A 23,652-nucleotide genomic window follows, 5' to 3' on the forward strand; every position below is an offset into this window, starting at 1 on the left:
GGGATAAACGCAAATTTCACGCAGTATAACGGAAAACAAAAATGTTACAGGTATACCTCGTTCGCCATGGCGAAACGGAATGGAACGCGGCTCGCCGCATCCAGGGTCAGTCCGACAGCCCGTTAACCGCCATGGGTGAACACCAGGCCCGTCTGGTCGCCAGGCGCGTCAGTAAGGAAGGCATTACGCACATCATTACCAGCGATCTGGGGCGCACGCGCCGCACCGCGCAGATCATCGCCGAAGCCTGTGGCTGCGAAGTGATAGGCGATCCGCGTTTGCGTGAGCTGCACATGGGGGTTCTGGAAGAACGCCTGATCGACAGTTTGACGCCGCAGGAAGAGCAGTGGCGCAAACAGATGGTCGATGGTACTCCTGACGGCCGTATCCCTCAAGGCGAATCCATGGAGGAGCTGGGCGAGCGCATGCGCGCCGCGCTGGAGAGCTGCCTGATGTTGCCGGAAGGCAGCAAGCCGCTGCTCGTCAGCCATGGCATCGCGTTGGGGTGTTTGATCAGTACGGTGCTGGGGCTGCCGGCCTATGCGGAACGCCGTTTGCGCTTGCGCAACTGTTCACTGTCGCGCGTCGATCACCAGCAGAGCCCGTGGCTGGCTTCCGGCTGGATCGTGGAGACCGCGGGCGATGTCACGCATCTGGACATGCCCGCGTTGGACGAACTGCAGCGTTAACGCCGAATCGGGATCAGGTAGTCGCACTTGATCTCGATAGGTGCCTGATGCGGACGGCGTTCGCCTTTCGGGTAGAAGCGTTCGATGTCGTGCCCTTTGCGGCGCGTCAGCTGGAGCGCCGGCAGGCAGGTGCCGTAGACCGTCAGAATAAAGTCTTGCAGGCCCTCAGTGGGCCCTTCGTAGCTGAACATCGCAAACTCACCGCCCGGCAACACCAGCGGCTGGCCTTCCTGCGCCTTGTCAGGCACCTGATCCGGCTCCAGCGCCGTGGTGTACAGCACTTCCTGTTCGTCGTCCTTCTCCTGGCTCGGCCGCGAGTGGTGCAGCCCGTACAGTACCGGCGGCAGGGTTTCGACGTCACCGAGGAACTGGCGCCAGAACTGCGAGCGCAGCTCGGTGCGCACGGTGGTGATCTGTTCCAGCGTACAGGAGTAGCTTTGGGTCAGGCCGACCAGGCGCTTGTCCGGCAGCGAGACGAATTCCGGCTGCGGCAGGGTGAAAGCCCCCAGACGGATCGGCGGGCAGATGCCGAATGCGTTCCAGTCTTCGGCGCGGCGGTACAGCGCCGGCGTTTGCGCAAACTGTTTTTTGAAGGCGCGGGTGAAGGTCTGCTGCGAGTCGAAGCGATACTGCAGGGCGATATCCAAAATCGGCCGGCTGGTCAAACGCAGCGCGACGGCGGCTTTGGACAGCCTCCTTGCCCGGATGTAAGCACCGATGGCGTTACCGGTAATATCTTTGAACATCCGTTGCAGGTGCCATTTGGAGTAGCCGGCCTTGGCCGCCACGTTATCCAGCGACAAGGGTTGGTCCAAATGGCTTTCCAGCCAGCTAAGCAGATCACGAATGATACCGGCTTGATCCATAGATCTTCCTCGTAAAGCTTGGGGGTAGGAACCCGAACTGTTGATTCGTCACGCTGGTGCTGCGCTATCAGACCGATCCATGAGCCATTATGCGTTGCACTCTTTGCCTCTGCTGCGCTTGCCGCGCCAGAGTTGGATTGGGGTACACCGTAGTGGGCGCAAAGAAATAACGACGCCGCATCATAGCAATTTTTTTACTCCGCGACTCTCAAAGATTTTTGTCACGCTCTGTGCTAAAACGGACGGTGCGGACCCGTAAAAAACCGATTCCGTGAGCTTAGACATAAATAATGGCGATCGCCGAACCTATTTTTGCGGCAAGGTTATATCGGAGTTAAGTAAATGAAAAAAGGCTGGATATTTTTATTCGGTTTGGTTTGCGCAACCGTTGGCAGCGCGCAGGCGGAGCAGGTGGGCTCCGTTGATACCGTGTTTAAATTGTTGGGGCCGGACCACAAAATCGTGGTGGAAGCGTTCGACGATCCGGATGTTAAAAATGTAACTTGTTATATCAGCCGCGCCAAAACCGGCGGCATCAAAGGCGGCCTGGGGCTGGCGGAAGACACCGCCGACGCGGCCATTTCCTGCCAGCAGGTGGGGCCTATCGAGCTGAGCGACAAGATCAAAAACGGCAAGTCGGAAGGTGAGGTGGTATTCCAGAAACGCACCTCGCTGGTGTTCAAGAAGCTGCAGGTGGTGCGCTTCTACGACGCCAAGCGCAATTCGCTGATTTACCTGAGCTACTCCGACAAGGTGATCGACGGTTCGCCGAAGAACGCGCTGAGCGCGGTGCCGATCATGCCGTGGGCCGAGACGAAATAAAAAAACGGGGTTCAGCATGCTGAACCCCGTTTTCATGACGGCAGGCCGTAATTACTCTTCCAGATCGCCGCAGAAGCGGTAGCCTTCGCCGTGAATGGTGGCGATGATTTCCGGCGTGTCCGGCGTCGATTCGAAGTGTTTGCGAATGCGACGGATGGTGACGTCCACGGTGCGGTCATGCGGCTTCAGCTCGCGGCCGGTCATTTTCTTCAGCAGTTCGCCGCGGGACTGGATCTTGCCTGGGTTTTCGCAGAAGTGCAGCATGGCGCGGAATTCGCTGCGCGGCAGCTTGTACTGTTCGCCGGCCGGGCTGATCAGCGAGCGGCTGTTGATGTCCAGCTCCCAACCGTTGAACTTGTAGCTTTCGACCAGGCGGCGTTCTTCGCCGAGGCTGCCCAGGTTCATGGTGCGCGACAGCAGGTTGCGCGCGCGGATGGTCAGCTCACGCGGGTTGAACGGCTTGGTGATGTAATCGTCGGCGCCGATTTCCAGGCCGAGGATTTTGTCCACTTCGTTATCGCGACCGGTCAGGAACATCAAGGCGACGCTGGCCTGTTCACGCAGTTCGCGCGCCAACAGCAGGCCGTTTTTGCCTGGCAGGTTGATGTCCATGATGACCAGATTGATATCATTTTCAGACAGGATATTGTGCATCTCTGCACCATCATTGGCTTCATGAACAATGTAGCCTTCCGCCTCGAAAATGCTCTTCAGGGTGTTACGAGTGACTAACTCGTCTTCGACAATCAGAATGTGCGGGGTCTGCATATTTGCTACCTAAAATTGCCAACAAAATAGAAAATCGGAAGTACAGAAGTCTTTGTTTTCTTAGAGGAGGGCAGAGATAGCGCCACGTTCCCTCTCAGCAAATGACTAAAGTACGTAAACTCGTTCTTGATGCACTTTCCATCTCATGTCAACAAGATCGCTAGCCTGGTGGGGATGCTGTTCCCTACAACCCCTGGGGTGCCAAATTGGCGCATATCCTAACCCCATTAACAGCAATATAACAGCGCGTGCCGAATTCATCACCCAACAAAACTACGCTTTGTTGACATATATCAAATTCAATTGTAGCACGTTAACAGATTTGTGAAAAACACTTACAGAAATGCCAGTTTAAGTCACAGAACCTCAAATTCTGTGAACGATTCAGCATTATCCGGCCCGATAGGATACAATTATTCGTTTATTGATCATCGCTTTGTTTTAACTCATTGATAAATAAATGCAGTAAAACATAAGCACGAATAATGACTATTACGACGGGTTTATTAGCTCAACGAGCCGTTTAATCTTGTTTGTTGCTATTAACGCGTTTATTGTTACGCAATTGTAAATATAAGCGGGCGCTGCGCCACCGTCAAAAGCGCAGGCCTGCCTTCGGTGGAAGAGTGATGCAGCTTCATATTGTTTTAGTGGCTCCGGCGCGGCCGGAAAATGTCGGCGCGGCGGCGCGCGCGATGAAAACCATGGGCTTCACGTCGTTGCGCATCGTCGACAGCGAGGCGCACCTGCAGCCGGCGGCGCGCTGGGTGGCGCACGGAGCCGGCGAGATCCTCGACGGCGTGCAAACGTTCGCCACGCTGGAACTGGCGCTGGCGGACGTGGATTTCACCGTCGCCACCACCGCCCGCAGCCGCGCGCGTTTTCACTATTACTGCACGCCGCCCGAGCTGCTGGAACAGCTGAGCGAGCGCAAGCAGTGGGTCGGCCAGGCCGCGCTGGTGTTCGGCCGCGAAGATTCCGGCCTGACCAACGAAGAGCTGGCGCTGGCGGATTTGCTGACCGGCGTGCCGATGCAGGCGGACTATCCGTCGCTTAACCTGGGCCAGGCGGTGATGGTGTACTGCTACCAGCTGGCGAGCCTGATGGGCGTCAGCACGCCGCAGGAAACGGCGGCCTCGGAAGGGCAGCTCAAGGCGCTGCGCCGCCGCGCCGATGCCTTGTTGAACGCATTGGATGTCGGCGATGACCAAAAATTGCGCGACTGGCTGCACCAGCGGCTCGGCGCGCTGCAACAGCGAGATACGGCGATGTTGCATACGCTGCTGCACGACATCGAAAAAAAACTCGCCAAGTGATAGCGGCTCCATCAGACGGTTACCCAGCGTGATCCACTGGTAAATCGGCTTTAAGTTGTTTTTTTGTTCTGTCGTTTTGCTTTTCACCTGTTGCATCGCGCATTACCGTCGCTGAACGGAAAATAAGCAAAAAAAAGAAATCGTTTGACTTGGGATAGCGATTGCTTTAACCAATAGAGGGGACAGAGTATTTCATGAGACAGACAGACAACATGCGCAACATCAGCCTGAAAACCACAATTATTACCACCACCGATACCACAGGTAACGGGGCGGGCTGACGCGCACAGGAAACACAGAAAAAAGCCCGCACCTAATCAGTGCGGGCTTTTTTTTCGGCTTAAATTCGGAGAGATCACACATGCGAGTGCTGAAATTTGGCGGAACCTCGGTGGCGAATGCAGAACGTTTTCTGCGCGTTGCCGACATCATGGAGAGTAATGCGCGTCAGGGACAGGTAGCCACGGTCTTGTCCGCCCCCGCAAAGATCACCAACCATCTGGTGGCGATGATCGACAAAACGGTGGCGGGCCAGGACATTCTGCCGAATATCAGCGACGCCGAGCGGATCTTTGCCGATCTGCTGAGCGGCCTGGCGCAGGCGCTGCCGGGCTTTGAATACGATCGCTTGAAAGGCGTGGTCGATCAGGAGTTCGCGCAGCTCAAACAGGTGCTGCACGGCGTTTCGCTGCTGGGGCAGTGCCCGGACAGCGTGAACGCGGCGATCATCTGCCGCGGCGAAAAGCTCTCCATCGCCATCATGGAAGGGGTGTTCCGCGCCAAGGGCTACCCGGTCACGGTGATCAACCCGGTGGAGAAACTGCTGGCGCAGGGCCACTACCTGGAGTCCACCGTGGACATCGCCGAGTCTACGCTGCGCATCGCCGCGGCGGCGATCCCGGCCGACCACATCGTGCTGATGGCCGGTTTCACCGCCGGTAACGACAAGGGTGAACTGGTGGTGCTGGGCCGCAACGGCTCCGACTATTCCGCCGCGGTGCTGGCCGCCTGCCTGCGCGCCGACTGTTGCGAGATCTGGACCGACGTCGACGGCGTGTATACCTGCGATCCGCGCACCGTACCGGACGCCAGGCTGCTGAAATCGATGTCGTACCAGGAGGCGATGGAGCTCTCCTATTTCGGCGCCAAAGTGCTGCATCCTCGCACCATCACGCCGATTGCCCAGTTCCAAATCCCTTGCCTGATTAAAAACACCTCCAACCCGCAGGCCCCCGGCACGCTGATCGGCAAAGACAGCACCGATGACGCGATGCCGGTGAAAGGCATCACCAACCTGAACAACATGGCGATGATCAACGTCTCCGGCCCGGGCATGAAAGGCATGGTCGGCATGGCCGCGCGGGTGTTCGCCGTGATGTCGCGCGCCGGCATTTCGGTGGTGCTGATCACCCAATCCTCTTCCGAATACAGCATCAGCTTCTGCGTGCCGCAGGGCGAACTGCTGCGCGCGCGCCGCGCGCTGGAGGAGGAGTTCTATCTGGAGTTGAAAGACGGCGTGCTGGATCCGCTGGACGTGATGGAACGCCTGGCGATCATCTCGGTAGTCGGCGACGGCATGCGCACCCTGCGCGGCATCTCCGCGCGCTTCTTCTCCGCGCTGGCGCGCGCCAACATCAATATCGTCGCCATCGCCCAGGGCTCTTCCGAGCGTTCAATCTCGGTGGTGGTCAGCAATGAATCCGCCACCACCGGCGTGCGCGTCAGTCACCAGATGCTGTTCAACACCGATCAGGTGATCGAAGTGTTCGTCATCGGCGTCGGCGGCGTCGGCGGAGCGCTGATCGAACAGATTTACCGCCAGCAGCCGTGGCTGAAGCAAAAGCATATCGACCTGCGGGTGTGCGGCATCGCCAACTCGCGCGTGATGCTGACCAACGTGCACGGTATCGCGCTGGACAGCTGGCGCGACGAGCTGGCCGGCGCGCAGGAGCCGTTCAATCTCGGCCGCCTGATCCGGCTGGTGAAGGAGTATCACCTGCTGAACCCGGTGATCGTCGACTGCACTTCCAGCCAGGCGGTGGCCGATCAGTATGTGGACTTCCTGGCGGACGGTTTCCACGTGGTGACGCCGAACAAAAAGGCCAACACCTCGTCGATGAACTATTATCAGCAACTGCGCGCGGCCGCCGCCGGTTCGCACCGCAAGTTTCTCTACGACACCAACGTCGGCGCCGGTTTGCCGGTGATTGAGAACCTGCAAAACCTACTGAACGCCGGCGATGAGCTGGTACGCTTCTCCGGCATCCTGTCCGGCTCGCTGTCCTTTATCTTCGGCAAGCTGGACGAAGGGCTGTCGCTGTCGGCGGCGACCCTGCAGGCCCGAGCCAACGGCTATACCGAGCCGGATCCGCGCGACGATCTGTCCGGTATGGACGTGGCGCGCAAGCTGCTGATCCTGGCGCGCGAGGCCGGTTACAAGCTGGAGCTGAGCGATATCGAGGTCGAGTCGGTGCTGCCGCCGTCCTTCGACGCGTCGGGCGACGTGGAGCATTTCCTGGTGCGCCTGCCGGAGCTGGATAAAGAGTTCGCGCGCAACGTGGCCAACGCCGCCGAGCAAGGCAAGGTGCTGCGCTATGTCGGCCTGATCGACGAAGGCCGCTGCAAGGTGCGCATCGAGGCGGTGGACGGCAACGATCCGTTGTATAAAGTGAAGAACGGCGAGAACGCGCTGGCCTTCTACAGCCGCTACTATCAGCCGCTGCCGCTGGTGCTGCGCGGCTACGGCGCCGGTAACGATGTGACCGCAGCGGGCGTGTTCGCCGATCTGCTGCGCACACTGTCATGGAAGTTGGGAGTTTAATATGGTTAAGGTGTATGCACCGGCCTCGATCGGTAACGTCAGCGTCGGTTTCGATGTGCTGGGCGCGGCGGTTTCGCCGATCGACGGCACGCTGCTGGGCGACTGCGTCAGCGTAGAAGCCGCCGAGACGTTCAGTTTGCAGAATGCCGGGCGCTTCGTCAGCAAGCTGCCGGCCGAGCCGAAAGAGAACATCGTTTATCAATGCTGGGAGCGCTTCTGCCAGGAGATCGGCCGCGAAGTGCCGGTGGCGATGCGGTTGGAAAAGAACATGCCGATCGGATCGGGGCTGGGCTCCAGCGCCTGTTCGGTGGTGGCCGGGCTGATGGCGATGAACGAATTCTGCGATCGCCCGCTGGATAAGACGACGCTGCTCGGCCTGATGGGCGAGCTGGAAGGCCGCATTTCCGGCAGCGTGCATTACGACAACGTGGCGCCTTGCTACCTTGGCGGCCTGCAGCTGATGCTGGAAGAAGAAGGCATCATCAGCCAGGAGGTGCCGTGCTTCGACGATTGGCTGTGGGTCATGGCCTATCCGGGCATCAAGGTCTCCACCGCCGAAGCGCGCGCCATTTTACCCGCGCAATACCGTCGCCAGGATTGCATCAGCCACGGCCGCTATCTGGCCGGCTTTATCCATGCCTGCCACACCCGGCAGCCGCAGCTGGCCGCCAAATTGATGCAGGACGTGATCGCCGAACCGTACCGCACCCGGCTGCTGCCGGGCTTCGCCGAAGCGCGCAAGGCGGCGCAGGAGATCGGCGCGCTGGCCTGCGGCATCTCCGGCTCCGGCCCGACGCTGTTCGCCGTCTGCAACGACGGCGCCACCGCGCAGCGCATGGCCGCCTGGCTGCAACAACACTATCTGCAAAACGACGAAGGTTTTGTTCATATTTGCCGTCTGGATACCGCAGGCGCTCGACTACTGGGATAACGCATGAAACTGTACAACCTTAAGGATCACAACGAGCAGGTCAGCTTCGCGCAGGCGATCAAACAAGGCCTGGGCAAGCAGCAGGGGCTGTTCTTCCCGCTGGAGCTGCCGGAGTTCGAACTGACCGAGATCGACCAACTGCTGGAGCAGGACTTTGTCACCCGCAGCAGCCGTATTCTGTCGGCCTTTATCGGCGAAGAGGTACCGGAAGCGGCGCTGAAGAAACGCGTGCAGGCCGCTTTTGAGTTCCCGGCGCCGGTGGCGAAAGTGACCGAAGACGTCTCCTGCCTGGAGCTGTTCCACGGCCCGACGCTGGCGTTCAAAGACTTCGGCGGCCGCTTTATGGCGCAGATGCTGGCGGAAGTGGCCGGCGATCAGCCGGTGACCATTTTGACCGCCACCTCCGGCGACACCGGCGCCGCCGTGGCGCACGCCTTCTACGGCCTGAAAAACGTCCGGGTGGTGATCCTCTATCCGCAGGGCAAAATCAGTCCGCTGCAGGAGAAGCTGTTCTGTACTCTGGGCGGCAACATTCACACCGTAGCGATCGACGGCGACTTCGATGCTTGCCAGGCGCTGGTGAAGCAGGCGTTCGACGATCGGGAATTGAAGGACGCGCTGCACCTGAACTCGGCCAACTCGATCAACATCAGCCGCTTGCTGGCGCAGATCTGCTACTACTTCGAAGCGGTGGCGCAGCTGCCGCAGGAAGCGCGCAATCAGCTGGTGATTTCGGTGCCGAGCGGCAACTTCGGCGATCTGACCGCCGGGCTGCTGGCCAAGTCGCTGGGCCTGCCGGTGAAGCGCTTTATTGCCGCCACCAACGCCAACGACACCGTGCCGCGCTTCCTGACCAGCGGCCAGTGGCAGCCGCACGCCACGGTCGCGACGCTGTCCAACGCCATGGACGTCAGCCAGCCAAACAACTGGCCGCGCGTGGAAGAGCTGTTCCGTCGTAAGGTCTGGCAGCTGAAAGAGCTGGGCCACGCGGCGGTTAGCGATGAGACCACCAAGGAAACGATGCGTGAACTGGCCGAGCTGGGTTATATCTCCGAACCGCACGCGGCCATTGCCTATCGCGCGCTGCGCGATCGGCTGCAGGAAGGGGAGTTCGGTCTGTTCCTCGGCACCGCGCATCCGGCCAAGTTTAAAGAGAGCGTAGAAGCGATCCTCGGTCAGGAGCTGCCGTTGCCGAAAGCGCTGGCGCTGCGGGCCGATCTGCCGCTGCTGTCGCACACGCTGCCGGCCGGCTTTGCCGAGCTGCGCAAGTTCCTGATGGCGCTGCCGGCCTGAGGTTCGGCAGGCTAGAATGCGAAAAGCCGTCTTGCGACGGCTTTTTTTATGCCTGCTCCGGGCGTTTGAACACCAGTTCATTGCCCTGCGAGGCGGCTTCGTCGAAGGCGTAGCCTTCCAGGTTGAAGTCCACCAGCTGTTCGCTGCGCGTCAGGCGATTTTTGATGATAAAGCGGCTCATCAACCCGCGCGCTTTCTTGGCGTAGAAGCTGATGACCTTGTACTTGCCGTTCTTCTCGTCGAGGAACACCGGTTTGATCAGCGCGCCGTGCAGTTTGGTCGGCTTCACCGCCTTGAAATACTCGTCGGACGCCAGGTTGACCACCACGTCGTCGCCCTGCTGCTCCAGCGCTTCGTTGAGTTTCTGGGTGATTTTATCGCCCCAGAAGCTGTACAGGTCTTTGCCTTTCGGGTTTTCAAGCCTGATGCCCATCTCCAGCCGGTACGGCATCATCAGATCGAGCGGGCGCAGCACGCCATACAGGCCGGACAGCATGCGCAGATGCTGCTGGGCGAAGTCGAAATCGGCTTCGCTGAAATCCTGCGCCTGCAGGCCGGTGTAAACGTCGCCCTTGAACGCCAGCAGCGCCTGACGGGCATTGTCTGGGGTAAATTTCGGCTGCCACTCGCTAAAGCGCGCGGCGTTCAGCCCGGCCAGCTTGTCGCTGATGCTCATCAGGCTGGCGATTTGCGCCGGTGTCAGCTCGCGGCAAATTTTGATCAGCTGTTTCGACTTGTCCAGCATTTCGGGCTGCGTGAAGCGTTCTGTCGCCAGCGGGCTGTCGTAATCGAGAGTTTTTGCAGGGGAAATAATAACGAGCATGGCCAGATCCTGTTTATCCAAGTGCGGATACTGTAGCAAAAAGCGCGGGAAAAAGGGGCAATCGGTCCAATAGGCAGGGGCGCGCACCGCACGCGCCCCGGAAAACTCAGCGCGGCGGCTTTTGGTCGTCCCACACGCCCGGCTCCAGCTGCGACTTCAGCTCCGGATAACGGTTGGCGTCAAAGGTCGGCAGCTTGCCCAGACGGCGTTGGCGATGGTAGTCGTCGGCCAGCTTAAGCGCCACCCGCGACAGCAACAGGATGGCCGTCAGGTTGGTGATGGCCATCAGCGCCATGGAGGTATCCGCCATTTTCCACACCAGCGGCAGCTCCGCCAGCGCGCCGAACATCACCATGCCCAACGCCACGCAGCGGAAAATCAGCAGGCCGCCCGGATGGTTGTGCTCGAGGAACACCAGGTTGCTCTCGGCATAGGCGTAGTTGGCGATGATCGAGGTGAAGGCGAAGAAGAAAATGGCGATGGCGACGAACGGCGCCCCCCAGCTGCCGACGGCGGTCGACAGCGCGCGCTGGGTCAGATCGATGCCGCTGATGCTGTCGGTCGGCTGATCGAGAATGCCGGAGGAGAGGATGATCGCCGCGGTGGCGCTGCAGATGACGATGGTATCGATAAACACACCGAGCATTTGCACATAGCCCTGTGAGGCCGGATGCGGCGGATAAGGCGAAGCGGACGCCGCCGCGTTGGGCGCCGAGCCCATGCCGGCTTCGTTGGAGAACAGGCCGCGCTGCACGCCCTGGGTCATCGCCTGGGAGATGCCGTAACCGACGGCGCCGGCCGCGGCTTCCTGCAGGCCGAAGGCGCTTTTGAAGATCAGCGTCAGGATCGCCGGCATGTGTTCGATGTTATGGCCAATCACCCAGAGGGCCAGCAACAGGTAGGCGCCGGCCATCAGCGGCACCACCAGCTCGGCCACTTTGGCGATGGAGCGGATGCCGCCGAAGATCACCACGCCGCTCAGCAGCACCAGGCCGATGCCGACGTGCAGCGGCTGCAAATGGAAGGCGACGGCGGAGGCCTGCGCGATGGAGTTGGCCTGCACGGCGTTGAACACCAGGCCGAAAGCGATGATCAGGAAGATCGAGAACAGCACGCCCATCCAGCGCATGCCGAGGCCCTTTTCCATGTAGTAGGCCGGGCCGCCGCGGTAGTTGCCGTTATCGTCTTTGGTTTTGTAGAGCTGCGCCAGCGAGCTTTCCACAAAGGAGGTGGCCATGCCGATAAACGCCACCACCCACATCCAGAAGATGGCGCCGGGGCCGCCGGCGGTCAGGGCGATGGCGACGCCGGTCAGGTTGCCGGTGCCGACGCGCGCCGCCAGCGTGGTACACAGCGCCTGGAAAGAGGAGATGCCGGCGCTGTCGCTTTTATTGCTGTTTTTCAACACCGAGAACATGTGGCTGAAGTGGCGGAGCTGGATAAAGCGGGTGCGCAACGTGAAGTAGATGCCGGTGCCGAGCAGCAGATAAATCAGCACCGACCCCCACAAAATGTTGTTTATAAAATTCATCAGGTCCGTCAAGGGATCCCTCCTTTTATCGAAATTTAATGCGCACCTTGCAGCATCCACCGCAGGTGAAAAACATTGGCCTATTTTTTACAAGAGCTTAGCTGGAATCTGTCCGGCGTCAGTCGATTAAGATTTTTCGCAGATTAGCGGACGAATTGCATCAATTTTTTCGAATTTAACATAATTTATTCGGACAATAGCACGTTATTGCCTTTCCATCCGCTCGGTAATGGCGAAAGATATCGGCGTAAACGGTTGCTCGCCCAAGGATAAAACAGATGCCTGCGCGCCGCGGTTTTCCAGCCTTGCACCGGGCTTGGCGCATGTTATTATCAGGGCAGGGCATGGTTGAACAATGCCAAAAGTTCATGCACAAACGATGAGATAATGCCAACATGACCGACAAATTAACTTCCCTGCGCCAGCTGACCACGGTGGTTGCAGATACGGGTGATATCGCGGCAATGAAGCTGTATCAACCGCAGGACGCCACAACCAACCCTTCGCTGATCCTCAATGCAGCCCAAATTCCTGAATACCGTAAACTGATTGACGAAGCCATCGCCTGGGCGCGCGGCCAGAGCAGCGATCGTGAGCAGCAGATCGCCGACGCCGCCGACAAGCTGGCGGTCAATATCGGTCTGGAAATCCTCAAACTGGTTCCGGGCCGCATCTCCACCGAAGTGGATGCACGCCTGTCTTACGACACCGATGCCAGCGTGGCCAAGGCCAAGCGCCTGATCAAGCTGTACAACGAAGCCGGCATCAGCAACGATCGCATTCTGATCAAACTGGCCTCGACCTGGCAGGGCATCCGCGCGGCGGAGCAGCTGGAGAAAGAAGGCATCAACTGTAACCTGACGCTGCTGTTCTCCTTCGCTCAGGCTCGCGCCTGTGCTGAAGCCGGCGTTTACCTGATCTCGCCGTTCGTCGGCCGTATCCTCGACTGGTACAAAGCCAACGGCGACAAGAAAGAGTTCGCCCCGCATGAAGATCCGGGCGTGATCTCCGTGACCGAGATTTACCAGTACTACAAACAACACGGTTACAACACCGTGGTGATGGGCGCCAGCTTCCGTAACGTCGGCGAAATCATCGAACTGGCCGGCTGCGACCGTCTGACCATCGCCCCTGCGCTGCTGAAAGAGCTGGCGGAGAGCGAAGGCGCGCTGGAGCGCAAACTGTCTTACACCGGTGAAGTGAAGGCGCGTCCTGCCGCACTGACCGAACCTGAGTTCTACTGGCAGCACAACCAGGATCCGATGGCGGTTGAGAAACTGACCGACGGCATCCGCAAGTTCGCCGTAGACCAGGGCAAACTGGAAAAAATGATCGCCGACCTGCTGTAATTCCGGCAGATCGCGCAGTAAAAAGGTGGCTCAGGCCACCTTTTTTTATGCCCGACGCTCCCGCCGGCGGGGGAAGCCCTTATACTCTCGGCAATGACAACAGAACGGGGACGAACCCGTTCGGACCCCATCAGGCTGTAGAGGTTACGCATGGATATTTTACGTATTGGTTTGGTTTCCGTTTCCGACCGCGCTTCCGGCGGCGTTTATCAGGATAAAGGCATTCCGGCGCTGGAGGAATGGCTGAGCGGCGCGCTGGCGACGCCGTTCAAGCTGGAAACCCGGCTGATCCCCGATGAGCAGACGCAAATTGAACAGACGCTGTGCGAGCTGGTGGACGAAATGGGTTGCCATCTGGTGCTGACCACCGGCGGCACCGGGCCGGCGCGACGCGACGTCACCCCCGACGCCACGCTGGCGATCGCCGATCGCGTGATGCCTGGCTTCGGCGAGCAAATGCGTCAGATCAGCCTACACTATGTGCCAACGGCAATTCTTTCTCGCCAGGTGGGGGCGATCCGCAAGCAGGCGCTGATCATCAACCTGCCCGGCCAGCCGAAGTCGATCAAGGAAACGCTGGAAGGGGTAAAAGATGAGCAGGGCAATGCGGTGGTGCACGGCATCTTCGCCAGCGTGCCTTATTGCATTCAACTGCTCGACGGGCCTTACGTCGAAACGCACGCCGCGGTGGTAGCAGCATTTCGGCCAAAGAGCGCGCGTCGCGAGATAAACCTCTAAATTTCAGCGTTCTGCGAGATCGGCTTCAGCCCGTCTGGTGTGAAAATAATTTGCCGCTATAGTAAGGATTCTTTTACAGAAAGCCTGCGGCTTTTATTTTTACAGCCTTTACCGACGGTGCCCTATGCCTCACGACAATAATCGCCGGCTGAACCGGCAAGACTACAAAACGCTGACGTTGGCCGCGTTGGGCGGCGCGCTGGAGTTTTACGACTTCATCATCTTCGTGTTCTTTGCCGCCGTGGTCGGCGATCTGTTCTTCCCGGCGGACATGCCGGAATGGCTGCGGCTGGTGCAAACCTTCGGCATCTTCGCCGCCGGCTATCTGGCCCGTCCGCTGGGCGGCATCGTGATGGCGCACTTTGGCGATCTGGTCGGCCGCAAAAAGATGTTTACCCTGAGCATTCTGCTGATGGCGTTGCCGACGCTGGCGATGGGCCTGCTGCCGACCTACGCCAGCATCGGCATCGCTGCGCCGCTGCTGCTGCTGTTGATGCGCGTGCTGCAAGGGGCGGCGATCGGCGGTGAGGTGCCGGGCGCCTGGGTCTTCGTCGCCGAACACGTGCCGCGCCGGCGCATCGGCTTCGCCTGCGGCACGCTGACCGCCGGGCTGACGGTGGGCATCCTGCTGGGCTCGGTGGTGGCGACGGTGATCAACACCACGCTCAGCCCGCAGAGCATTGCCGGCGGCGGCTGGCGCATTCCTTTCCTGTTGGGCGGCATGTTCGGCCTGGTGGCGATGTACCTGCGCCGTTGGCTGCAGGAAACGCCGATCTTCATCGAGATGCAGGCGCGTAAAGCGCTGGCCGAAGAGCTGCCGCTGAAGTCGGTGGTGCTCAACCACAAACGGGAGGTGGCGGTATCGATGCTGCTGACCTGGCTGCTCTCCGCCGGCATCGTGGTGGTGATCCTGATGACCCCGACCTATCTGCAAAAGCAGTTCGGCATCGCGCCGGCCTTGACGCTGCAGGCCAACAGCATCGCCACCATCATGCTGATCGCCGGCTGCATCGTCGCCGGTTTGTCGGCCGATCGCTTCGGCGCCAGCAAAACGCTGGTGGTCGGCAGCGTGCTGCTGGCCGGCTGCAGTTGGCTGTTCTATCAAACGGTGGGCGTGCGCCCGGAAATGCTGTTCGCCTGCTATGCCCTGGTGGGGTTCAGCGTAGGCGTGGTGGGGGCCGTGCCGTACGTGATGGTGCGGGCTTTCCCGGCGGAAGTGCGGTTTACCGGTATCTCGTTCTCATATAACGTCTCGTACGCTATTTTTGGCGGTCTAACCCCTATTTTTGTGACGCTGATCATGAAATTAACCCCGTTAGCACCCGCTTACTACGTGCTGGCGCTGTCGCTCATCGGGCTGCTGCTCGGCGTCTACCTGCATCGCGACCTGAACAGCGAAGCCGGGGAGCGGCAAGCCGATTCCTACAGCTAAAAAAAAGCCCTGCAATGCAGGGCTTTTTCGTCAGGGAAGGGCGATTATGCGGTGACCGGTGAGGTCGCGACGCGGGCCGGGGCCGGTTCGCCAATCGGCAGCACGGTGCGGCCGTATTGCTCGTTGAGCACTTCGGCCATCGCCAGGTAAATGGCGCTGGCGCCGCAGATGATGCCTTCATAACCGGCGAAGGTCAGCAGCGCGTGGTTGCCGGTGATGTTGCCGACGGCCAGCAGTGCGAACAGCAGCGTCAGGCTGGCGAACACGAACTGCAGTACGCGGTTGGCGCCCAGGGTGCCGAAGAACATGAACAGGGTGAAGACGCCCCACAGCGCCAGGTAGATGCCCAGCACGTGCGCCTCGGTGGCCTCAGCCAGGCCCAGACGCGGCAGCAGCAGCAGGCCGACCAGGCTCAGCCAGAAGCTGCCGTAGGCGGTGAAGGCGGTCATGCCGAAGGTGTTGCCCTTCTTGTATTCCAGCAGACCGGCCAGGATCTGGGCCAGGCCACCGAAGAAAATCCCCATGCTGATGATGGCGGAGTTCAGTGGGAAAAAGCCCGCGTTGTGCAGGTTCAGCAAGACGGTGGTCATCCCGAAGCCCATCAGGCCGAGAGGGCCGGGATTCGCCAACTTGTTGGTGTGCATAAGTCCTCTGCGATAACAGAAAATTAACGGAAACAGCGAAGTAAAATAATAAATGGTCTGAATGGCCAAAAAATCGAAGTTTTCCACCAGAGCGCGCGCATCATAATGATCCCCGCAGCCGGAAACAATGATCTGAATGACGATAAAAAAAAGAAATTTTTTTCGCCTTGCCCCTTGATGCCGGATTGGATGGCCCCATCTTATTTGCAACCGCAGCTGCTAACCGCGGGTCGCACTGAGATATCGGGCAGTTGAAAAGCAAAAAATCGCCCGCATATAGGTTAGCAACCTGACTGATTATGAATTTTTTAGTGGAGACGTTTAGATGGGCAAAATTATTGGTATCGACCTGGGTACTACCAACTCTTGCGTAGCAATTATGGATGGTGCCAAGGCACGCGTGCTGGAAAACGCCGAGGGCGACCGCACCACTCCTTCTATTATCGCATATACCCAGGACGGTGAAACTCTGGTTGGCCAGCCGGCTAAGCGTCAGGCAGTGACCAACCCTGAAAACACCCTGTTCGCCATCAAGCGCCTGATCGGTCGCCGCTTCCAGGATGAAGAAGCGCAGCGCGACAAAGCGATCATGCCGTACAAAATCGTCGAAGCCGACAACGGCGACGCCTGGCTGGAAGTGAAAGGCCAGAAAATGGCTCCGCCGCAGATCTCTGCGGAAGTGCTGAAAAAAATGAAGAAAACGGCGGAAGATTACCTGGGCGAACCGGTAACTGAAGCGGTTATCACCGTACCGGCTTACTTCAACGACGCCCAGCGTCAGGCGACCAAAGACGCCGGCCGCATCGCGGGTCTGGAAGTAAAACGCATCATCAACGAACCGACCGCTGCGGCCCTGGCCTACGGCCTGGACAAAGAAGTCGGCAACCGCACCATCGCGGTTTATGACCTGGGCGGTGGTACTTTCGATATCTCCATCATCGAAATCGACGACGTTGACGGCGAAAAAACCTTCGAAGTGCTGGCGACCAACGGTGACACCCACCTGGGTGGCGAAGATTTCGACAGCCGTCTGATCAACTACCTGGTGGAAGAGTTCAAGAAAGATCAGGGTATCGATCTGCGCAACGATCCGCTGGCGATGCAGCGCCTGAAAGAAGCCGCTGAGAAAGCGAAGATCGAACTGTCTTCCGCTCAGCAGACCGACGTTAACCTGCCGTACATCACTGCAGACGCGACCGGTCCAAAACACATGAACATCAAAGTGACTCGCGCCAAACTCGAGTCGCTGGTTGAAGATCTGGTTGCGCGCTCTATCGAGCCGCTGAAAGTGGCGCTGAAAGACGCAGGCCTGTCGGTTTCCGACATTCAGGACGTGATCCTGGTGGGCGGCCAGACCCGTATGCCAATGGTGCAGAAGAAAGTCGCAGACTTCTTCGGCAAAGAACCGCGTAAAGACGTGAACCCGGACGAAGCGGTTGCCGTGGGCGCGGCGGTACAGGGCGGCGTGTTGGCCGGTGATGTGAAGGACGTTCTGCTGCTGGACGTGACCCCGCTGTCGCTGGGTATCGAAACCATGGGCAGCGTGATGACGCCGCTGATCACCAAAAACACCACGATCCCGACCAAGCACAGCCAGGTGTTCTCTACCGCTGAAGACAACCAGTCTGCGGTAACCATCCACGTGCTGCAGGGTGAGCGTAAGCGCGCCAGCGATAACAAATCTCTGGGCCAGTTCAACCTGGACGGCATCCAGGCGGCACCGCGCGGCATGGCGCAGATCGAAGTGACCTTTGATATCGATGCCGACGGCATCCTGCACGTGTCCGCCAAAGACAAGAACACCGGCCGTGAGCAGAAGATCACCATCAAGGCATCTTCTGGCCTGAACGAAGACGAAATCCAGAAAATGGTGCGCGATGCCGAGCTGAACGCTGAAGCTGACCGCAAGTTCGAAGAGCTGGTGCAGACGCGTAACCAGGCGGATCACCTGATCCACGGCACGCGCAAGCAGCTGGAAGAAGCGGGCGACAAACTGCCGGCGGAAGACAAAACGGCGATCGAAGCGGCGCTGAAAGATCTGGAAGCGGCGGTGAAAGGCGAAGACAAAGCCGAGATCGAAGCGAAGACTCAGGCTCTGGTGCAGGTTTCCGGCAAACTGCTGGAAATGGCTCAGGCGCAGCAGGCTCAGCAGGGTGCTGACGCCGGCGCGGACAACGCGGCGCAGAAAGATGACGACGTGGTTGACGCTGAGTTCGAAGAAGTTAAAGACAAAAAATAATCGCCCTTAAGCGGGCACGGGGCGGCCGAGGTGCCGTTCCCGGAAACCAGCACGGGCGTCGAGGCAACTCTGCGCCCGTGCACGCATGTTAAGGGTAAGCAAAAGAATGGCGAAGAAAGACTATTACGAGATTCTCGGCGTCAGCAAGACGGCGGATGAACGTGAGATCAAAAAGGCGTACAAACGCCTGGCGATGAAATACCATCCTGACCGCAACCAGGAACAAGACGCCGAAATCAAGTTTAAAGAAGTTAAAGAAGCTTATGAAGTCCTGACCGACGACCAGAAACGCGCGGCCTACGACCAGTATGGGCACGCGGCCTTTGAACAGGGCGGCATGGGCGGCGGCGGCTTTGGCGGCGGTGCCGACTTCAGCGATATCTTTGGCGACGTGTTTGGCGACATCTTCGGCGGAGGCCGCCGTCAGCGCGCCAGCCGCGGTTCCGATCTGCGCTATAACATGGAGCTGACCCTCGAGGAAGCGGTACGTGGCGTCACCAAAGAGATCCGCATCCCGACGCTGGAAGAGTGCGACGTCTGCCACGGCAGCGGCGCCAAGCCGGGCAGCTCGCCGGTGACCTGCCCAACCTGTCACGGCCAGGGCCAGGTGCAGATGCGCCAGGGCTTCTTCACCGTGCAGCAGGCGTGTCCGCACTGCCATGGCCGCGGTCAGATCATCAAAGATCCGTGCAACAAGTGCCACGGCCACGGCCGGGTAGAGAAATCCAAAACGCTGTCGGTGAAAATTCCGGCCGGCGTCGATACCGGCGACCGCATCCGCCTGGCGGGTGAAGGTGAAGCCGGCGAGCACGGCGCACCGGCGGGCGATCTGTACGTTCAGGTGCAGGTGAAGGCGCACCCGATCTTCGAGCGTGAAGGCAATAACCTGTACTGTGAAGTGCCGATCAACTTCGCCATGGCGGCGCTGGGCGGCGAGATTGAAGTGCCGACGCTGGACGGCCGGGTGAAACTGAAGGTGCCTTCGGAGACCCAAACCGGCAAGCTGTTCCGCATGCGTGGCAAGGGTGTGAAATCGGTGCGTGGCGGCAGCCAGGGCGACCTGCTGTGCCGCGTGGTGGTGGAAACCCCGGTCAATCTGAACGACAAGCAGAAGCAGCTGCTGCGTGAGCTGGAAGAGAGCCTGGGTGGCCCGTCCGGTGATAAGAACAGCCCGCGTTCGAAGAGCTTCTTCGACGGGGTGAAAAAGTTCTTTGACGATCTGACTCGCTAACCTGCTGTTTCTGTTGGTTTATGTTCTAACCCCGGGCGTTTGTCCCGGGGTTTTTATTTGCACGCCATGCCCCTAATCCCCTATAAACAATGTGACTTATTCGTGCTTTTGATCGGTTTTATCGAGCTATTTAGCATTTATAAACTTATTTTTTCGAACTAAAACGCCCTCTATACTCACTTCATGACTGTGGTTTGCAGGGCGCTGCGCCCTGCACAGATTTGGAGAGACGTACTGTGACCAATATCATTCGTCAATTTTTACGTCAGGAAGCTGCGGGCGGCATCATTCTGATCGCGGCGGCAATCGTCGCCCTGATCATGGCCAACACCCCGGCGCAGGGGATCTATCAGGCATTCCTTAACCTGCCGGTGATGGTGAAGATTGCTTCGCTGGAGATCGCCAAGCCGCTGCTGCTGTGGATCAACGATGGCCTGATGGCCATCTTCTTCCTGGTGGTGGGGCTGGAGGTCAAGCGCGAGTTGATGCAAGGCTCGCTGTCCGGGCGCGACAAGGCGGTGTTTCCGGCGATCGCCGCGCTGGGGGGCATGCTGGCGCCGGCGCTGATTTACCTGCTGTTCAACGGCGCGGATGAAGTCACCCGCCAGGGCTGGGCGATCCCGGCCGCGACCGATATCGCCTTCGCGCTGGGCGTAATGGCGCTGCTGGGCAACCGGGTGCCGACCAGCCTGAAAGTGTTCCTGCTGGCGTTGGCGATCATCGATGACCTGGGCGTGATTATCATCATCGCGCTGTTCTACACCCACGAAGTGTCGATGGTGGCGCTGGGCGTGGCGGCGGCGGCGACGGTGCTATTGGCGGTAATGAACTGGCGTGGCGTGGGTAAAACCTCGCTGTATATGATGGTCGGCCTGGTGTTGTGGGTAGCGATCCTCAAGTCTGGGGTGCATGCGACGCTGGCCGGGGTGATCGTCGGCTTTATGATCCCGCTGAACGTGAAGAAGGGGCCGTCGCCGTCGGAAACGCTGGAACATGAGCTGCACCCCTGGGTTGCGTTTATGATCCTGCCGCTGTTCGCTTTCGCCAACGCCGGGGTTTCTTTGCAGGGCGTATCGCTGGAAGGATTGACGTCGCTGCTGCCGGTTGGGATTGCGGCCGGCCTGTTTATCGGAAAGCCGCTGGGGATTTTCCTCTTCAGCCTGCTGGCGGTGAAAATGGGCATCGCCCGTTTGCCTGAAGGCATCGGCTTCAAACAGGTGTTTGCCGTTTCGGTGCTCTGCGGCATTGGTTTCACCATGTCGATTTTTATCGCCTCGCTGGCGTTCGGCGATGCGGATGCGGCGCTCAGCACCTATTCCCGCCTGGGGATCTTGTTGGGCTCCACCGCTGCGGCGGTGGTAGGGTATGGATTGCTGCGTCTGGCGTTGCCGCGCGTACGTTAATCCTGAATGTGCCCGGTAAGGGCACATAATAAAATGGCTGGTCGGAGCTGCACGGTATAAAATATGTGCAGCTTCGGCCGTTGTTCGTTGGGACTAATGGGGCTATACGTTGTCTGAAGCAGGGAAAGGAAGTTTGTCGCTCGTCACGGCACACCGTTTGCCGCTGCGAAACGTTGTTAAGGAGAGCCGCTCGTGAGGATGTCGCATATCAACTTTAATCACCTTTACTATTTCTGGCAGGTCTGCAAGGCCGGTTCCGTGGTCGGTGCCGCCGAAGCGTTGTTTCTGACGCCGCAGACCATCACCGGCCAGATCAAAGCGCTGGAAGAGCGGTTGGACGGCAAGCTGTTCAAACGCCAGGGGCGCGGGTTGGTGCCTTCGGAGCTGGGGCAACTGGTGTTTCGTTATGCCGACAAGATGTTTATGCTCAGCCAGGAAATGCTGGATATCGTCAACTACCGCAAAGAGTCGAATCTGCTGTTCGACGTCGGCGTGGCCGATGCGCTGTCGAAGCGCCTGGTCAGCCAGGTATTGGAAACGGCGGTGGTGGTGGACAACGAACAGATCCACCTGCGTTGCTTTGAATCGACGCACGAGATGCTGCTGGAGCAGCTCAGCCAGCACAAGCTGGATATGATCCTGTCGGATTGTCCGGTGGACTCCAGCCAGCAGGAAGGGCTGTTCTCGCTGAAGCTGGGCGAGTGCGGCATCAGCTTCTTCTGCCGCCAGCCGGCGCCGGAGCTGCCGTTCCCGGCTTGTCTGGAGCAGCGCAAACTGCTGATCCCCGGCCGCCGCTCGATGCTGGGGCGCAAGCTGCTCAACTGGTTCAATACGCAGGGCATTCAGGTGGAGATCCTGGGCGAGTTCGACGATGCGGCGCTGATGAAGGCCTTCGGCATGTATCACAATGCGATTTTCGTGGCGCCGACGTTGTATGCGCAGGATACCTACAACGATGACAACGTGGTGGAGATTGGGCGCATCGACAGCGTGCAGGAGGAGTATTACATCATCTTCGCCGAGCGCATGATCCAGCATCCGGCGGTGCAGCGCGTGTGCAACAAAGATTTTTCTGCGCTGTTTTCCTGCTAGCGGTTCACTGAACGCAGGACGTAAAAAAACCGGCCTGAGCCGGTTTTTTTATCAAGCAGATAACGAAATGCTTATTGCATTGCGTTGATGCGTGCAGTCAGATTTGACTTATGACGCGCTGCTTTGTTTTTGTGGATCAGGCCTTTAGCTGCCTGACGGTCCACCAGTGGCTGCATTACCAGGAATGCATTTTGTGCTGCTTCTTTGTCGCCAGCTGCGATAGCTGCGTCTACCTTCTTGATGAAGGTACGCACCATTGAGCGACGGCTTGCGTTATGCTTGCGGCGTTTCTCAGACTGTACGGCGCGTTTCTTAGCTGATTTGATATTAGCCAAGGTCCAACTCCCAAATATATTCTATTGAGGACAATTCAAAGGCCGAGGAATATGCCCTTTTAGCCTTCGTTTGTCAATGGATTTGTGCAAATAAGCGCCGTTTGTACAGGCGGCACTCGCTACGTTGTGATGGCGCAGGATTTTACCAGCTTCGCTCTTGGGAATACAGTGTTTCGCGAGAAAATTCGCCAATGTTTTGCCGCGGCGGGCGCAAGCCGTTGGCTGCGGTCGAGAATCGGCCCGGCGGCGCCGGATAAACTGCGGCGAAGCCGTTTCACGTGCAGATTATCTCCGGTATGGTGTGTCTATTACATAAAGGCACCAATCGCGGGTTAACCTTACCGGCTGTACAAGGTATAATCCGCCGATTTCCACTGTTTTGAGCCAGCTATGGAGCTAATTCGCGGCATTCACAATATCCGGGCGCGCCACCATGGTTGCGTGCTCACCATCGGCAACTTTGACGGCGTGCATCGCGGTCATCAGGCGTTGCTGGAGCAGTTGAAGCAACAAGGGCAACGCCTCGGGCTGCCGGTGATGGTCATGATCTTTGAGCCGCAGCCGCTGGAGATGTTCGCCGCAGACAAGGCGCCGGCCCGCTTGACGCGCCTGCGCGACAAGGCCAACTACCTGGCGCAGGCGGGCGTCGATTACCTGCTGTGCGTCAAGTTCGATCCGCGTTTTGCCGCCAACACCGCGCAGGCGTTCGTCGCCGAGCTGCTGGTGGAAAAGCTGGGCGTCAAATTCCTGATGGTGGGGGATGATTTTCGCTTTGGCGCCGGGCGCCAGGGCGATTTTCCGCTATTGCAGCAGGCCGGAAAAGAGTACGGCTTCGAGGTGGTCAGCACCCCGACCTTCCGCGAAGGCGATCGGCGCATCAGCAGCACCGCGATCCGCACCGCGCTGAGCGAGGACGATCTGCCGCTGGCGGAGACCCTGCTGGGCCACCCGTACAGCATCTCCGGGCGCGTGGTGCATGGCGACGAGCTGGGCCGCACCATCGGCTTCCCGACCGCCAACCTGCCGCTCAAGCGCCTGGTGGCGCCGGTGAAAGGGGTGTATGCGGTGGAAGTGTACGGCCTGGGGCCGCAGCCGCTGCCGGGCGTGGCCAATATCGGTACGCGCCCGACCGTCGCCGGCGTGCGCCAGCAGCTGGAAGTGCATCTGCTGGATGTCACAATGGATCTTTACGGGCGCCATATTGAGGTGGTGCTCCGCGCAAAATTGCGCAATGAACAGCGGTTTGCTTCGCTCGATGCCCTGAAGCAGCAAATCGCCAATGATGTGGTGACGGCCCGGAAGTTCTTCGGGCTACAGACACCGGTTTAA

The 23,652-nt window shown here is 59.1% G+C and carries 21 protein-coding genes and 1 other annotated feature; of the genes, 15 read left to right on the plus strand and 6 right to left on the minus strand.

Going from position 1 to position 23,652, the window contains the following annotated elements:
- Window positions 1-41 precede the first annotated feature (41 nt).
- Window positions 42-689 carry a 2,3-diphosphoglycerate-dependent phosphoglycerate mutase GpmB gene (gene gpmB, locus ACJ8HN_RS15375; protein WP_025305227.1) on the plus strand — a complete coding sequence of 216 codons (648 nt, stop codon included), beginning with the start codon at window positions 42-44 and terminating at the stop codon, window positions 687-689.
- On the opposite strand, the gene robA is transcribed toward gpmB, so the two are convergent.
- Complete coding sequence (robA, locus tag ACJ8HN_RS15380; RefSeq protein WP_033637041.1) at window positions 686-1,555, minus strand: MDR efflux pump AcrAB transcriptional activator RobA; 870 nt, start codon at window positions 1,553-1,555, stop codon at window positions 686-688. The two genes, gpmB and robA, sit on opposite strands and share 4 nt — an antisense overlap.
- Window positions 1,556-1,897: 342 nt before the next feature.
- On the opposite strand from robA, the gene creA reads away from it, so the two are divergent.
- Complete coding sequence (creA, locus tag ACJ8HN_RS15385; RefSeq protein WP_033637043.1) at window positions 1,898-2,377, plus strand: protein CreA; 480 nt, start codon at window positions 1,898-1,900, stop codon at window positions 2,375-2,377.
- A 51-nt stretch (window positions 2,378-2,428) separates the two neighbouring features.
- Here the strand turns inward: creA and arcA are convergent, their stop codons facing one another.
- A complete protein-coding gene (gene arcA / locus ACJ8HN_RS15390) occupies window positions 2,429-3,145 on the minus strand; it encodes a two-component system response regulator ArcA (RefSeq protein ID WP_004933003.1) in 717 nt (238 codons plus the stop codon).
- 629 nt (window positions 3,146-3,774) lie between these two features.
- Between arcA and ACJ8HN_RS15395 the strand changes: the two genes are divergently transcribed.
- From ACJ8HN_RS15395 to thrC, 5 genes are all read left to right on the plus strand, one after another.
- Complete coding sequence (locus tag ACJ8HN_RS15395; RefSeq protein WP_033652888.1) at window positions 3,775-4,461, plus strand: tRNA/rRNA methyltransferase; 687 nt, start codon at window positions 3,775-3,777, stop codon at window positions 4,459-4,461.
- A 212-nt stretch (window positions 4,462-4,673) separates the two neighbouring features.
- A complete protein-coding gene (gene thrL / locus ACJ8HN_RS15400) occupies window positions 4,674-4,742 on the plus strand; it encodes a thr operon leader peptide (protein WP_086581142.1) in 69 nt (22 codons plus the stop codon).
- Window positions 4,681-4,798 (plus strand) — a sequence feature (Thr leader region). (Overlaps the previous gene by 62 nt.)
- A 24-nt stretch (window positions 4,799-4,822) precedes the next feature.
- On the plus strand, window positions 4,823-7,282 hold the full coding sequence (gene thrA, locus ACJ8HN_RS15405) for a bifunctional aspartate kinase/homoserine dehydrogenase I (protein WP_103829916.1): 2,460 nt from the start codon (window positions 4,823-4,825) through the stop codon (window positions 7,280-7,282).
- 1 nt (window position 7,283) lies between these two features.
- Complete coding sequence (gene thrB, locus ACJ8HN_RS15410; protein ID WP_004932993.1) at window positions 7,284-8,213, plus strand: homoserine kinase; 930 nt, start codon at window positions 7,284-7,286, stop codon at window positions 8,211-8,213.
- Window positions 8,214-8,216: 3 nt separating this feature from the next.
- Entirely contained in the window at window positions 8,217-9,506 is a 1,290-nt protein-coding gene (gene thrC, locus ACJ8HN_RS15415; RefSeq protein WP_033649143.1) for a threonine synthase, read from the plus strand.
- Window positions 9,507-9,552: 46 nt separating this feature from the next.
- Here the strand turns inward: thrC and yaaA are convergent, their stop codons facing one another.
- A complete protein-coding gene (yaaA, locus tag ACJ8HN_RS15420) occupies window positions 9,553-10,329 on the minus strand; it encodes a peroxide stress protein YaaA (RefSeq protein ID WP_047569367.1) in 777 nt (258 codons plus the stop codon).
- A 106-nt stretch (window positions 10,330-10,435) separates the two neighbouring features.
- Window positions 10,436-11,872 carry an alanine/glycine:cation symporter family protein gene (locus tag ACJ8HN_RS15425; RefSeq protein ID WP_033637048.1) on the minus strand — a complete coding sequence of 479 codons (1,437 nt, stop codon included), beginning with the start codon at window positions 11,870-11,872 and terminating at the stop codon, window positions 10,436-10,438.
- A 383-nt stretch (window positions 11,873-12,255) separates the two neighbouring features.
- Between ACJ8HN_RS15425 and tal the strand changes: the two genes are divergently transcribed.
- The 3 genes from tal to ACJ8HN_RS15440 all read left to right on the plus strand — a co-directional run bounded on the left by tal (window position 12,256) and on the right by ACJ8HN_RS15440 (window position 15,379).
- Window positions 12,256-13,209, plus strand: a complete 954-nt coding sequence (tal, locus tag ACJ8HN_RS15430; protein ID WP_033637049.1) for a transaldolase — start codon at window positions 12,256-12,258, stop codon at window positions 13,207-13,209.
- A gap of 150 nt (window positions 13,210-13,359) precedes the next feature.
- Window positions 13,360-13,947 carry a molybdopterin adenylyltransferase gene (gene mog, locus ACJ8HN_RS15435; RefSeq protein WP_004932980.1) on the plus strand — a complete coding sequence of 196 codons (588 nt, stop codon included), beginning with the start codon at window positions 13,360-13,362 and terminating at the stop codon, window positions 13,945-13,947.
- Window positions 13,948-14,071: 124 nt separating this feature from the next.
- A complete protein-coding gene (locus ACJ8HN_RS15440; RefSeq protein ID WP_033637050.1) occupies window positions 14,072-15,379 on the plus strand; it encodes an MFS transporter in 1,308 nt (435 codons plus the stop codon).
- 44 nt (window positions 15,380-15,423) lie between these two features.
- Here ACJ8HN_RS15440 and satP read toward each other — a convergent pair whose 3' ends face one another.
- Entirely contained in the window at window positions 15,424-16,023 is a 600-nt protein-coding gene (gene satP / locus ACJ8HN_RS15445) for an acetate uptake transporter (protein ID WP_033649275.1), read from the minus strand.
- Window positions 16,024-16,348: 325 nt separating this feature from the next.
- On the opposite strand from satP, the gene dnaK reads away from it, so the two are divergent.
- The 4 genes from dnaK to nhaR all read left to right on the plus strand — a co-directional run bounded on the left by dnaK (window position 16,349) and on the right by nhaR (window position 21,988).
- Window positions 16,349-18,262, plus strand: a complete 1,914-nt coding sequence (dnaK, locus tag ACJ8HN_RS15450) for a molecular chaperone DnaK (protein ID WP_004932972.1) — start codon at window positions 16,349-16,351, stop codon at window positions 18,260-18,262.
- A gap of 106 nt (window positions 18,263-18,368) precedes the next feature.
- Window positions 18,369-19,493, plus strand: coding sequence for a molecular chaperone DnaJ (dnaJ, locus tag ACJ8HN_RS15455; protein WP_033637051.1), 1,125 nt, complete (start codon window positions 18,369-18,371; stop codon window positions 19,491-19,493).
- Window positions 19,494-19,729: 236 nt separating this feature from the next.
- Entirely contained in the window at window positions 19,730-20,896 is a 1,167-nt protein-coding gene (nhaA, locus tag ACJ8HN_RS15460) for a Na+/H+ antiporter NhaA (protein WP_033649145.1), read from the plus strand.
- A gap of 192 nt (window positions 20,897-21,088) precedes the next feature.
- Entirely contained in the window at window positions 21,089-21,988 is a 900-nt protein-coding gene (gene nhaR, locus ACJ8HN_RS15465; RefSeq protein WP_004932962.1) for a transcriptional activator NhaR, read from the plus strand.
- Window positions 21,989-22,059: 71 nt separating this feature from the next.
- Here the strand turns inward: nhaR and rpsT are convergent, their stop codons facing one another.
- Complete coding sequence (rpsT, locus tag ACJ8HN_RS15470) at window positions 22,060-22,323, minus strand: 30S ribosomal protein S20 (protein WP_004932960.1); 264 nt, start codon at window positions 22,321-22,323, stop codon at window positions 22,060-22,062.
- A 390-nt stretch (window positions 22,324-22,713) separates the two neighbouring features.
- On the opposite strand from rpsT, the gene ribF reads away from it, so the two are divergent.
- Window positions 22,714-23,652 (plus strand): bifunctional riboflavin kinase/FAD synthetase, encoded by a 939-nt coding sequence (gene ribF, locus ACJ8HN_RS15475; RefSeq protein ID WP_033649147.1) that lies wholly within the window; start codon window positions 22,714-22,716, stop codon window positions 23,650-23,652.

Source organism: Serratia sp. CY29653 (genome assembly GCF_052169255.1).
Taxonomy (GTDB): Bacteria; Pseudomonadota; Gammaproteobacteria; order Enterobacterales; family Enterobacteriaceae; genus Serratia; species Serratia sarumanii.